This window comes from Bradyrhizobium sp. WSM3983, assembly GCF_000473045.1.
GTDB lineage: Bacteria > Pseudomonadota > Alphaproteobacteria > Rhizobiales > Xanthobacteraceae > Bradyrhizobium.
In genome coordinates this window covers 52,583-65,453 of the sequence record NZ_AXAY01000027.1, presented here as the reverse complement: position 1 = coordinate 65,453, position 12,871 = coordinate 52,583, and the positions used below count along the sequence as shown (strand labels likewise).

The following is a 12,871-nucleotide window of genomic DNA, read 5'->3' as shown; positions in this document are numbered from 1 at the left end:
CCATTTCTCACGCCCATCACGTCTTATATTGTGCCCTTCATCCGATCTGCCATGCGCTCAGCGATGGCGACCGTGGTCAAATGGGTGTTGGCGCGTGGCACTTCCGGCATGATCGAGGCATCGATCACGCGCAATCCCGCGCATCCGATCACCCGGCATTCGTGATCGACGACCGAACGTGCGTCGTCCGACGCGCCCATTCTGCAGGTGCCGCTGGCGTGCTGCGCGTCGCTACACTCGGCGAACAACCAGTCATCCAACTCTGCGTCGCTGAACGGCGCGTCCATGGAGCGTCCGCTGGCGCCATAATCGACGCGGTGAGCGATATCGGTCACCGCTGACTGCAGGCAGATATCACGCAGCCGGCGGACGCCGTCGCGCATGCGCACGAGATCGCGAGGATCGGACAGCATGCGCTCCTCGACCACCGGATCGACCTCGGGGTCGGTCGTAGCGATGCGAACGTAGCCTTGGCTGAAAGCCTGATAGACGGAAACGGCGATGCGTCCCAGCGTGACATCAGCCATCGATTGCGATGAGCGGGCAAGATTGCCGGCGATCATGATCATGTCGTTGTCGCCGGCGTCTGCGAGGCTGGACGAATAGCGCAGGCAGCAATTGGTGTGCCGGTGCATCAGCGTGCTGACATGGCTGCCCTCGCGCAAATGCAGCAGTGCGTTGACGATCGGATGGTCCAGCAAATTCTCGCCCACCGGCAAGGCCGCGCGGATGGGGATGCCGAGCTCCTCCAACAGGGCGGCGGGCCCAATGCCGGAGCGCTGCAGAATGGCCGGCGAATGGATGGCACCGGCGCAAAGGATAACGTCCCGCGTCGCGCGGGGCGTGTAGGACCGATCGTTCACGCGGACCCGGACGCCGCTGGCGTGCAGCCGATTGCCTTCGAAGGTGATGGTATCGACCAGCGCGTCACCGACGATGTCGAGATTGGTGCGACCGCGCGCCGGCTCCAGATAGCCGTCATTGGTGGAGATTCGTAAGCCGCCGTCGCTGTTGATGGCGTAGGGTGAGACACCGGTGCCGGTCGGCGCGTTGTGATCCTCACACCAGCCATAGCCAAGGCCGAGCGCCGACGCGCGCAGCGCGCGGTCGACGTTGCCCCAATCCGGGATCGGAGCGCGATACACCGGGATCGGACCGCGCTCGCCGTGATAGGGTGCGTCGGGAAAATTCTTGTCCGTTTCGAGCTTGCAGAAATGGGGCAGAAGCTCGTCCCATGACCAGCCCGTGCAGCCCGCGCACGCCCAGCGGTCGATGTCGTCGGGAACGGCGCGGATCGCGATCTGGCCGTTGATTGTCGAGCTGCCGCCCATGGCACGGCCACGCCAGAGCAGGATCGGCTGCTGACGCTCGGTGCGTCGCGCCAGGAGCTTCGGCCAGCGGAAGTCGTCGTCACCGATGGCGCGCATCGGATTGGGAATGCGGATGTGTTCCGGCGTGGTCGCGGTGCGAAGATCTTGCCCCGCTTCAAGCAGCAGCACACGATGCGATGGATCTTCGCTGAGGCGCGCGGCCAGCGTCGCTCCGGCGGAACCTGCTCCGATGATGATCGTATCGTATTCCTGTTCAATCACGTCCGGTGCGCTCCTACGACGGCCCAATGGGACGTGGCGATTATTCCTTCAGACCGGTTCCCGCCACACCACGCACGAAATTTCGGCGCATCAGCGAGAAGAATAGCGCGCTAGGAACGAGGGCGAGGGCCGCAGCCGCGCTGAGATGACCGATATCGACGGTAAAGCCGGTCTGGAAAAGCGCCAGCCCAACTTCGAGCGTATACGTATCCTTGTTGGTCGTCACGACAAGCGGCCATGCGAACGCGGTCCAGGCCTGAAAAAACGCCAGCACGGTCAGCGCCCCCAAAGGGCCTCGCATCAGCGGCACCACGATCCGCAGAAAGATCCACCCCTCGCCCGCGCCATCCACCCGCGCGGCCTCCAGAAGCTCGTCGGGGATCGACGTCGTCACATATTGCCGCACCAGGAAGATGCCGAAGCTCATCACGAGATAGCCGACCAGGAGTCCGGGCAGCGTGTTCAACATCCCTGCCGCCTGAACATTCAGGTAGAGCGGGATCATGTACACTTCAAAGGGAACGACCGATGTCGCGATGATGATGCCGAACACGGCCGGAAACCAGGGCAGATCGAACTTGCCGAGCACGTAACCGGCGATGGCGGAGGTGGTGACGATGCTGGCCGTCGAAAGCCCCGCAAAGACGAGCGTATTGCCGATCCAATGAAGCAGCGGCGTCTCGTGCAGCACGCCGAGGATGTTCTCCAGCGTCGGTCGGTCCGGAATGATGGTTGGCGGCCACGCCAGCAATTCTGGCGGCGTCTTGAACGCGTTGCTGATCAGGAAGACGAGCGGCAGCAGCATCATCAGGCCGACGGCGAAGAGAACGACATCGATCGCGAGGCCGGCAGGCGTGTTCCGATCGGCATCGCTGGACGGATGGTCTGGATCGCTCACGCGCGGCTCCGATCCCGAAATAGTCTGAACTGCGCGCCCGTCAGAACGAGCACGATCGCGAGAAGGACAACGGCCTCGGCGGCGGCATAGCCGACCCGGTAATTTCGAAAGCTGTTTTCGAGCATGTCGAGGACGAGGACGCGAACGAGATGTCCTGGCGCACCCTGGACGTCCGAGGCCAGGACGAAGGCCTGCGCATAGATGTTATAGGACGAGATCAGCGTAATCACCGACACGTACAGCATCACCGGCTTCAACAGAGGTATTGCAACGTAGCGGAAGGCCTGGAACGAGGATGCGCCGTCAAGGCGCGCCGCCTCGTAGAGCGCCTCGGGAACGTTCTTCAAGCCGACGAGAAAGATCAGGACGGCGTAGCCGATTGACTGCCAGGAGCACAGGACGATCAGACACACTATCGACAGGACGGGGTCGAACAACCAGGCCTGGGCGGGAATTCCAAACCACCCAATGAGGGCGTTGAGTGGCCCGAGCCGGGCATCGAAGATCCATTTCCAGGCCATCGCCGCCGGCACCAGCGACACGACGTGCGGCAGGAAGATCGAGGTTTCGTAGAAGCCACTACGCCGCAGCCCCTGCCGGCTGTTGATCAGTGCGGCGAGCGCCAGTCCGACGGGAATCGTAATCACCAGGACGCCGAAGGCTACAATGGTGGTATTGAAGATCGCTTCGAGAAACAGCGGGTCACTCATCAACTCGATGAAGTTGTCGAGTCCGACGAACGGCTTGCGCCGCGAGATGATGTTCCACTTGAACAGGCTGAGACGGAGTGTCTCGGCGATCGGATAAATGCGCAGGCAAGCATAGAGGCCGAGAACCGGGAGCAGCGCCAGAACCGGAAACAGCCATTTCGGCTTGGAACGCATGAATTCTCCCGGAGGTGGCCGCCGGCTAGCGCCGCAATTGTGTCGTCGCGACCATGGGCGGCGATCTTACGGTTTGGCCAGCAAATCTTCCCGGGCAAGAATCTTGTCGCTTTCCTCAGCAGCAGATTTCAGGAAGGCGTCGATGGCGGCATCGTTTCCGGCCAGCGATTTGTCGGTGAATGTCTTCTCGAGGCGCGCCGCGAGCCGGGTGAGAATTTCGCTGGCCGGACTGATCGCTGGAACGGTGAAGAAGACGTGGTCGGCGGGGGTGTTAACGAACGCGCCGAGTTGAGGAATCCTGCCGAGGACCGCAGAGTAGTCGAGCCCCTTGCGGTTCGGCACCCATGCTGTGTTCTCAAGCAGCCACAGCAAATTCTCCGGCTCGTTTGCCTTCCGAACGAAATCCCAGGCGATCTGGCTCTTCGGCCCCTTGTTGGGGACGTAGAGGTCGACGGGGACCATCAGCGTTCCCTTCGGCAACGGCGCTGTTGCATATTTGAGGTTGGGCGCCTTCTTGGCGACGTCGCCGATCACCCAGGACTCCCGGATGAACATCGCCGTCTGGCCGAGCTCGAAGGCTTCGGCATCTGCCTTCATCTCGGGCGACACCGTCCGATAGGTTACGACGTTGTCGAGGTACTGCTTGAGCGCATTGCGGCCTGCTTCGTTCGCATAGGCCGCGCGCCACTTGCCGCCCTTCTCCTCCAACAGCGTGCCGCCGTGATTATAGAGGATGGTCCAGTACTTCTCCGCGATCCCGGAGCCACCGCCGCTGAGACGCAGGCTCCAGCCGCTGACCGTCGGCGCGCCGGACGCGTCACGCTGCACGAGCTTCTGCGCATAGGCCGTGTATTCCGCCATCGTCTTGGGAGGCGAGTTGAGGCCGGCCTTGGCAAACATGTCGGTGTTGTAGAACAGCGCGCCCTGCCCCTGGAACAACGGAACGCCGTAGATCTTGCCGTCATACGTGGCGGTCTTCACGCGCGTCATGTCGTAATTGGCTTTGACGAAATCCACGATCGAGGCCGGCGGCTCCGGAATCAGGCCCGCCTCCAGATATCGCGCCGCCTCGACCTCCATCTCGATGACGTCTCCGGCCGCGCCGGATGGAAGCGACAACGCAAGCCGCTTCTCGTGCTCACGCAAGGCAATTGCCTCGACGCTGATTTCGAGATCGGGATACTTCGCCTTCAGCTGATCTCCGACGCGCTTATAGAATGGGGCGAGGTCAGGCCAGCCGCTCCAGATGGTCAGCTTCTCCGCCGACGCAGGCGACGCCAGCATTGGCAGGGCCATAGCCACCGCCAGCCACCGAGCAGCTGACAGCCATGAACGACGCTTCTTCCCGGGAGAGGTTGGATATCCGAATCTGCCGACCGATGTCGCGATGAAGGCCATGTCCCCGCTCCCTACATACATAAATCCCGATCAAAAGCTGTCATGCAACCGGTTGCGTGTCAATTGCGATCCGTTGCCGCTTTCCGCGGCGATTGACCAAATCGTCAGCGGCCTTTTCGTTTCGCAGGCGCCGGACCGGTGCTCGCACGAACGACGAGATGAGAGTTCAGCTTGTGGCGGATCTCGCCCGACGCGCCGCCATTCATCTGGCTAAGCAGGAGGCCAACCGCGACATCGCCTGCATCGGCGCAGCGCGCCGACACCGTGGTCAGCGGCGGGTAAGTGGTTTCGCCGAGCACATCATCGCAGCCGACCACGCTGAACGATTTGGGCACGTCGACATCGAGGGCAGCAAGCCCAGCCAATAGGCCCTGGGCAACGAGGTCATCGAACGCGATGGCCGCGGTCACCCCGCTGGCAACGATCGGGGCGGCTGCAAGCCGGCCAGTGTCGTAGGACGGCGGGCGGGCCGGAATGGCGATCACCTTGAGCCCGCGTTTTGCCGCCTCCTTGCGGATGGCGTTGCGCCGCTGCTGGTTCGACCATGACGTCGTGGGGCCGCTGACATAGGCGATGTGTCGATGCCCGAGCTCTGCAAGATGCGTGATCGCGGCTGCAACGCCCGGCGCCGTGTCGATCAATACCCGCGTAATCCCCTCGATGTCGCGATTGATCAACACCAGCGGCCGACGCGCCGCATAGATCCGGATTTGCGCTTCGTCCAGACGCGATGAAGCGAGAACAAGTCCCTCCACCTGGCCGATAAAGCGGCCGAGCAACAACTCCTCACGGGCGGGATCTTCGTCCGAGTTGCCCAGAAAGACGCAGAGTCCCGCCCTGTCGGCATGAAGCTGAGCGGCCCGGATCAGGGGCGGAAAGAACGGGTTCGCAACGTCGGAGACGATGAGCGCGACATTGCCGTGCCGCCCGGTCGAAAGCGCGCGCGCGACCTGGTTGGGCACATATCCCAGCTTGTCGGCGACCGCCTTGACGCGACGGACGGTCTCTTCACTGAGCATTTCCGGTCGTGTGAAGGCGCGCGACACAGTCGCGCGCGAGACCCCGGAGATCTTTGCGACCTGACTTATCGTCGGCGCGATCTCTGAGCGCTGCTCCCTGCCGTCGGAATCGCGTTTCACCGGGGGCGTCTCCTGTGCGGGATCTCGGGACTACACATGCCTTGATCGTCGCCGGGGCGCAAGCTTGACATGCAACCGATTGCATTACATCCTTGATCACGTGGAGTGACAGGCCCCGACGAGAACCACGGATGAGCATGATGGCTTCGGTCGCTCCAGGAATCGCGACGTTCGAGACGCGGGATGCGATGGGTCGGGCCGCGGCGTCGGACATCGCGGCCGCGATGCGCGATCGCCTCGCGCGGCAGGATATCGTGAGGATGGTGTTCGCCGCCGCGCCGAGCCAAGCAGAGATGCTGGATGCGCTCGTTACAGAACGCGATATCGATTGGCGACGCGTGACCGCCTTCCACATGGACGAATATCTCGGGCTTCCGGCGCATGCGCCCGAGCGCTTCAGCACTTGGCTCACCCGCCATTTCTTCTCGCGGGTCCCCATGGGCAACGTCCACTTGATCGGACAAGAGCCAGATCCGGACCAGGAGGCGGCGCGTTATACGGCGCTTCTGGCCGAGGCCCCGATCGACATCGTGTGCCTCGGCATCGGCGTCAACGGACATCTGGCGTTCAACGATCCGCCCGTCGCGGATCTGCACGACACGAAGCAGGTCAAGATCGTCGAGCTCGATGCGACCTGCCGTCAGCAGCAGGTTGACGACAAGTGCTTTGCCATACTGGGCGACGTCCCGACACACGCGATCACCCTGACGATCCCCCGATTGCTGGATGCCAGCCAGCTTTTTTGCGTGGTGCCCGGTGCATCCAAGCAAGCCGCGGTCGAGCTATCTCTGTACGGCCCGATCGGCGCCGCCTGTCCGGCGAGCGCATTGCGTACGCATCCGCGATGCAAGCTGTATCTCGACCGGGCTTCAGCACCGCCCCAGCTTTCGCTGCAAGCGCCGGCACGCGCATGAGCGGCGCGACGACATCCGTCTCGGGCCGCGATCCGGAAACCGGACAGCCTCGCACCATTACCATGATCGATGGCCGTATTTCAGGCATCGCCCCGGGCGGTGCCGATGACGGGCATTGGTTGTCGCTCGGACTGTTCGATCTGCAATTGAACGGCTTCGGTGGCCATGACCTCAACGGCGGCACCGACCCCCAGACGGTTCGCGATCTCACTATCGCTGTCCATGGCAGCGGCGTGTCCCGTTTTGCGCCGACGCTGATCACGGCATCGCGCACCGCGCTCATCGATGCATTGAAGGCGATTGCGCAGGCGCGCGACAGCGACCCACTGGTCAAGCACGCGATCCCCTTCGTCCATGTTGAAGGCCCCCATATCGCACCGGAGGACGGTCCTCGCGGCGCGCACCCGGCCGAACATGTCAGGCCGCCTGATCTCGATGAGTTCGACGCCTGGCAAGCCGCCAGCGGAAACCTCGTTGGTCTCGTGACATTGTCGCCGCACTGGCCGGAGACGCCCGACTATGTGCGAGGGCTGCGGGCGGGCGGGGTTCATGTTGCGCTCGGCCATACCGGCGCTACGACGGATCAGATCTCCGCCGCGGTCGAGGCTGGCGCGATGTTGTCAACCCACCTTGGGAACGGCATCGCGGCGCGGCTGCCGCGGCATCCCAACCCGATCTGGACGCAGTTGGCGGAGGACAGGCTGTGGGCGAGCTTCATCGCCGATGGCCACCATCTTCCGCCCGAGACCTTCAAGGCCATGCTGCGCGCAAAGGGCCTCGAGCGATCCATGCTGGTTTCGGACGCCGTCGCACTCGCGGGTTGTCCGCCGGCGATCTACGACATGCCTGTGGGCGGACGGGTCGAACTGAAGGCGAATGGCCGGCTGGAAGTGGTGGGCACGCCGTTTCTGGCGGGAGCAGCCGCCAGCCTGGCATTCGGGATTGCGACGGCCAGACGAATGGCCGGATTGACGCTGGCCGAGGCACTGAAGTTGGCAACGATTAATCCCCGCACACCATTCCAGCTTCCGGCTCTGACAGTCGGTGCGCCCGCCGATCTGCTTCGATTTCGTTTCGGAGATGACGGGTCGATTATTCCCGAGACCGTCTATGTTGCCGGTCAGCCCTTTCCGGCCAAGCATTGAGGAAATTGAGATGAGCCGACTTCGCATCGGGTTGGTCGGTCCAGGGGCGATCGGTGAAACCCACGCGTGCGCGATCAGGGCGCTCGACGAAACCGTCTTGGCCGCTGTCGCCGGCGGCACCCCCGAGCAAATCGCCGCGTGCATCGATGGCGAAGCTGTTCCGACATTTGCAACCACCGACGCCATGCTTGCCGGTGCAGCGATCGACGCGGTCGTTATCTGCACCCCGAGCGGCGCTCATCACGATGCAGCACTTGCCGCCATCAGATCCGGACGACATGTGCTTGTCGAGAAGCCGCTTTGCGTCGATCCGGCCGAGGCTGCGTCCCTGGTCCATGCTGCCGAGAGTTCGCAGCTGACATGCGGCGTGGTCTCGCAGCGTCGGCTCGAACCGCAGCACCAGGCGATCAAGAAGCTGCTCGACGCAGGCAACCTTGGACAACCGCGCCTAATCGAGGCGGCGATCCACTGGTATCGCTCCGATGCCTACTATGCCGAGAAGCCATGGCGTGCCGAAGCCGATCATGGCGGCGGCTCGCTCTTCAACCAGGGCGTCCACAATCTGGATCTGATGCTTTGGCTGTTCGGACCCGTGGCGAGTGTTCAAGGCAAGACTGCAACGCTTGGACACGCGCACGCCATCGAGGACACGACGGCAGCGCTACTGTCCTTCGTATCCGGCACGATGGGCGTGATCGTGACGAGCACGGCGCTGCCGCCGGGACGGCCCGCTATGCTGCGGCTGTTTACCGATCGCGGCAGTTGCGAGCTCGCGCACGACAGCATCGTCCGCTGGGATTTTCCCGGTGTCCCGCAGCCGGCGAGCGCGGCGGGACCAGGAAGTGCCGCCAACGATCCCAAGGCCATCGGCATCGAGGGGCATATCGCGCAATGGCGCGACTTCGTCGAAGCGGTCCGGGAGCGACGGGCACCCGCCACTCCGTTCAGGGATGGGTTCGAGGCTACGCGCGTGGTCACAGCCATTTATCGTTCGGCCACGGACGGTCGGGCCGTCGACCCCCACGACGTTTCGCCACAGGTGTAGCTCGATGGCCGATAATTCAACGCTCGACATCGCCATCATTGGTGCGGCTCATCCGCATGTCGAATATGTGCTCTCGGAGATCGCGACCCGGACCGACGTCAGGATCGCGGCGGTCGCCGACCGCGACGCCGCACGCCTTGCCGAGCTGGTACGACGCACGCAGGTGCCCGGCTATGCCGACCTGATCGCGCTGTTGGAGGCGCACAAGGTCCAGGCCGTGGCTGTTTTCACCGAGTTCGGTCTCCGGGCTCCGATCGTGGCCGAACTGCTGCGCCGGAATATCTTTGCGATCGTCGACAAGCCGATGGCGGTGACGCTGCCGCAGCTCGCGCTGATCGAGGACGCCCTCGCCGGCCGCGATCTGCTGACGCTTCTGCTCGAGAAGCGCTTCTATCCGGTGACGCTCGCGCTTCGCTCGGTTCTCGATAGCGGCGAGTTGGGCGACATCGTCTCGATCAGCTCGACCGGGCCACACAAGCTCGTGCCAAACCGCCGTCCGGCATGGATGTTCGAGCCATCGACCTATGGCGGCATTCTCGCCGACCTGACGGTCCACGACATCGATCTGACGCTTTGGTTGACGGGACATACCGGCGGTATGATCAGCGGCTGGGTCTCGCCCACCCCGGCTGCCGGCACGACGAACTTTCCCGCGCTGGGACGCGCGATCCTCGCCTGCGATGACGGCCCGCAATTTTCAATCGAAGTCGACTGGATTCAGCCGGAAGCTTCTCCCCGCCATGGCGACTATGCCATGCGGATATCGGGGACACGCGGACGCGCTGACGTTCTCTTCGCCGAGAACCGGCTTCTCGTTGAAACCGCAACACGACCGCGGCGTGAGGTCGACCTGCCCCCGGGCGCCTCACCGGCCGGCTTCGTCTTCGATCACCTTGCGCGCGGCGAATCCCTGCAAATTTCGGCGAAGGACGCCCTGCGCGCCACGCGCATCGCCATCCTCGCCGAAGAAAGTGCGAAGCAAGGCGGCAAACTCATTCGGTGGGGTTGAGAGAAAAGACCAAGGCTGCCGGCTACGATTCTCGAAGTTACGGCAGATTGTCCCGCAGAAAAATGTCGATACGGATGCGCTCCTGGTCGGGGCTGATCGGCTCGCCCGAACAATGCGCGAGCAGGACGCGCGCCGCAGACCGCGCCTCGTGGCCGGGATCCTGATTGATGATGGCATCGAGCGTGCCACGGACCAGGAAACGCCGCGTGTACTGAGTGAGCTCATGGGTGATCCAGACCACCTCGCGCGCGCGGCCCGAGGCCTCGAGCGCATCGGCGATGCCACGGTTGCCAGCGCCGCAGCAATATATGCCGCGGAGATCAGCATGGCGCGCGAGCAGCGCGGCGGTGAGCTCCCGCGTGCGCTCGCTGTCGTCGCGGCCCTCGATGACCGGTAGCGCGCGCAGGTTCGGATACTCGCTGGACAGGATCTGGTGGAAGCCGAACTGACGCTCGGTATGATCGCGTAGCGACAACGATCCCGCGATTACGGCGACCGTGGCCTCGCGCCCGGCAAGAAAGCGTCCAATCAGCGTCGATGCAGTCCGCCCCGCGGCCGGGTTGTCGATACCGACATAATGCAGGCGGCGCGAGCTCGGCGCGTCCGACACGAGGGTCACCACGGCGACCCCGCGCGCGGCGAGCTCGTCGATCGCGGCGCGCACCCTGGGATGATCGAGCGCGATCACGGCGACGCCCTGATAGGCCGGCGACAGGTTTTCCAGCGCGCTTGCCAGCACATCCGGATCGAACACGTCGACATGGAGGATATCGATGAAGCCGCGCTGGCCGGCGAGCCAGTCCGCGGTGCGCTGGACCTGCTCGGTCAGGTTGGTCATGAAGCTATTGCTGCCGGACGGCAGCACGAAGGCGAAGCGAAAACTCTGCCCGCGTGCGAGCCGTGCGGCCGCCACGTCCGCGCGGTAGCCGAGCTTGGCGACGGCGGCTTCGACGCGCGCGACGGTCTTGGCGCGCACGCCCTCGCGCCGGTTGACGACGCGATCGACGGTGGCGAGCGAGACTCCCGCCGCACGCGCGACGTCCTCCAGAGTGGCGCGAACCGCCGGCTGCGTCGCGCCAGCTGTCATTCGCGCGCCGCCCACAGCATGCCGCGAGTCATCAACGTCCGGATCTCCGGCACGTCGAGCTCGTAGGCGCGGTGGCCGAGCGAGGAATAGAACACCCTGCCCGCGCCGTATCGCTTCTTCCAGACCACCGGCATCACCACACCCTCGATCCAGGATACGTGCTCGCCGGTAAAGGTCGTCGTCGCCAACACCTCGTTGGCGGGGTCGACATGCATGTAATATTGCTCGGAACGATGCTCAAAACTTTTCAGGCCCTTCATGATGGGATCATCCGGCTTCGTCAAGTCGACCGTGTAGTCGATGATGTTGCCGGGATGCGCGACCCACTGCCCGCCACACAGAAACTGGTAGTCGACGGACTCGCGGAACGCATCGCACATGCCGCCGTGGTGACCAGCGAGCCCGACGCCGCTACGCACGGCGGCGCAGAGATTGAGCGCGTCGGCCTTCTCGATCTTCGACATGGTGTAGATCGGGATGATCAACGAAAGATCGTGGATCGCGGGATCGCCGAATGCCTCTGTCGTCGTTTCAATCCGGACCTCGAAGCCTTCCGCCTTCAGCCAGCCGCGGATCATCGAGGCACAGAGATCGGGATCGTGTCCCGGCCAGCCGCCCCATACAATCAATGCCTTGCGCATGGTCATTCCCTCAGTCGATCTGTCCGGTTTCACGTCCGGCCGGCAACATTGCCGGCCGCTCGACGCGGTTCTCGATCTTGACGCGCCGCCCTTCGTCGGCGGAGGTCTGGAACGCCTCCATCACCTCCAGCACATGGAAAGCGAGCGCACCGCTGGCACGATGCGGCCGGTTGTTCAGGATCGCGGAGGCCATGTCGGCCACGCCGATGGAACGGAACTCGCCTTCAACGTGACCGTGTGTCAACGGCACCGTCTCCCATTCGCCGCCGGTCTTCGCGACCTGCACCTCGCCCCCGAAGCGGTTCGGGTCCGGCACCAGCATGCTGCCCTTGTCACCATAGATCTCGATCGGCGCGCGCCGGTGCTTCGGCACATCAAAGCTCATCGCGATCGAGACGACCGCGCCGCTCTCGAATTCGAGCGTGCCCGCGACATGGGTCGAAACCTCGACCGGGATCAAGGCGCCGTTCATCGGCTGGCTGGTGACCAGGCGCTCGGATTTCGGGCGTGCTACAGATCCCATCACGCTCGCGACCGGGCCCAGCAGCTGCACGAGATCAGTGATGTAATAAGGGCCCATGTCGAGCATCGGCCCGCCGCCGCGCAGATAGTAGAATCCCGGCGCCGGATGCCAGCGCTCGTGGCCGGGGCAGCCGAAGAAGGCGCTGCCCGCCACGGGCGTGCCGATCGCACCGTCGTCGATCAGCTTGCGCGCGGTCTGGTGCCCCCCGCCGAGGAACGTGTCGGGCGCGCAGCCGACGCGCAGGTTCTTCTGCGCGGCGATATCCATCACCTTGCGGGCTTCCGTGACGTTGATGCCGAGCGGCTTCTCGGAGTGAACGTGCTTGCCGGCGTTCAGCACCGCGAGGCTGACGTCGGTGTGGGCGAGCGGCACGGAGAGATTGATGACGATCTCGACGTCGTCGCGTTTGAGCAGCTGATCGACCCGCATCGCCGGCAGCCCGAAGGCGGCGCCCTGGCGCTCCGCCGCGTCGCTGCGCATGTCGGCGAGCGCCTTGATCTCCATGACCGGGAAGCGTTGGGCAGCTTTCAGATACGCGGTGCTGATATTGCCGCAGCCGATAATTCCGACGCCGACTTTTCTCATTGTGATCTCCG

At 64.0% G+C, this 12,871-nt stretch carries 12 protein-coding genes; 4 read left to right on the top strand and 8 right to left on the bottom strand.

The features are described from left to right. Positions 1–23: 23 nt before the first annotated feature. The 5 genes from YUA_RS0130260 to YUA_RS0130240 form a co-directional block, all read right to left on the bottom strand. On the bottom strand, positions 24–1,592 hold the full coding sequence (locus YUA_RS0130260) for a GMC family oxidoreductase (protein WP_027534054.1): 1,569 nt from the start codon (positions 1,590–1,592) through the stop codon (positions 24–26). Positions 1,593–1,632: 40 nt separating this feature from the next. Next, positions 1,633–2,490 carry a carbohydrate ABC transporter permease gene (locus tag YUA_RS0130255; RefSeq protein ID WP_035972241.1) on the bottom strand — a complete coding sequence of 286 codons (858 nt, stop codon included), beginning with the start codon at positions 2,488–2,490 and terminating at the stop codon, positions 1,633–1,635. After that, on the bottom strand, positions 2,487–3,374 hold the full coding sequence (locus tag YUA_RS0130250) for a carbohydrate ABC transporter permease (protein ID WP_027534052.1): 888 nt from the start codon (positions 3,372–3,374) through the stop codon (positions 2,487–2,489). The genes YUA_RS0130255 and YUA_RS0130250 overlap by 4 nt, the downstream gene beginning before the upstream one ends. Positions 3,375–3,440: 66 nt before the next feature. Continuing rightward, the gene (locus YUA_RS0130245; RefSeq protein WP_245285298.1) at positions 3,441–4,670 is read right to left on the bottom strand and encodes an extracellular solute-binding protein; all 1,230 of its coding nucleotides are present in this window, start codon (positions 4,668–4,670) and stop codon (positions 3,441–3,443) included. A gap of 206 nt (positions 4,671–4,876) precedes the next feature. Beyond that, on the bottom strand, positions 4,877–5,911 hold the full coding sequence (locus YUA_RS0130240) for a LacI family DNA-binding transcriptional regulator (protein WP_027534050.1): 1,035 nt from the start codon (positions 5,909–5,911) through the stop codon (positions 4,877–4,879). Positions 5,912–6,042: 131 nt separating this feature from the next. Between YUA_RS0130240 and YUA_RS0130235 the strand changes: the two genes are divergently transcribed. Genes YUA_RS0130235 through YUA_RS0130220 form a run of 4 tightly spaced genes read left to right on the top strand, consistent with a single transcriptional unit; the run spans position 6,043 to position 10,024 of the window. Next, a complete protein-coding gene (locus YUA_RS0130235; protein WP_245285297.1) occupies positions 6,043–6,825 on the top strand; it encodes a glucosamine-6-phosphate deaminase in 783 nt (260 codons plus the stop codon). Continuing rightward, entirely contained in the window at positions 6,822–7,970 is a 1,149-nt protein-coding gene (locus tag YUA_RS0130230) for an N-acetylglucosamine-6-phosphate deacetylase (RefSeq protein WP_027534048.1), read from the top strand. Before YUA_RS0130235 ends, YUA_RS0130230 begins: the two co-directional genes overlap by 4 nt. After that, complete coding sequence (locus YUA_RS0130225; RefSeq protein WP_245285296.1) at positions 7,936–9,015, top strand: Gfo/Idh/MocA family protein; 1,080 nt, start codon at positions 7,936–7,938, stop codon at positions 9,013–9,015. Before YUA_RS0130230 ends, YUA_RS0130225 begins: the two co-directional genes overlap by 35 nt. Before the next feature lie 4 nt (positions 9,016–9,019). Continuing rightward, positions 9,020–10,024: a Gfo/Idh/MocA family protein gene (locus tag YUA_RS0130220; protein WP_027534046.1), complete on the top strand. Its 1,005-nt coding sequence runs from the start codon at positions 9,020–9,022 to the stop codon at positions 10,022–10,024. Between the two features lie 37 nt (positions 10,025–10,061). Here YUA_RS0130220 and YUA_RS0130215 read toward each other — a convergent pair whose 3' ends face one another. From YUA_RS0130215 to YUA_RS0130205, 3 genes are read right to left on the bottom strand one after another with little or no spacing between them, the layout of a single operon-like run. Next, entirely contained in the window at positions 10,062–11,111 is a 1,050-nt protein-coding gene (locus tag YUA_RS0130215; protein WP_027534045.1) for a LacI family DNA-binding transcriptional regulator, read from the bottom strand. Then, positions 11,108–11,752, bottom strand: a complete 645-nt coding sequence (locus YUA_RS0130210; protein WP_027534044.1) for a ThuA domain-containing protein — start codon at positions 11,750–11,752, stop codon at positions 11,108–11,110. The genes YUA_RS0130215 and YUA_RS0130210 overlap by 4 nt, the downstream gene beginning before the upstream one ends. A 10-nt stretch (positions 11,753–11,762) precedes the next feature. Next, positions 11,763–12,860, bottom strand: a complete 1,098-nt coding sequence (locus YUA_RS0130205; RefSeq protein ID WP_027534043.1) for a Gfo/Idh/MocA family protein — start codon at positions 12,858–12,860, stop codon at positions 11,763–11,765. Positions 12,861–12,871: the final 11 nt, after the last annotated feature.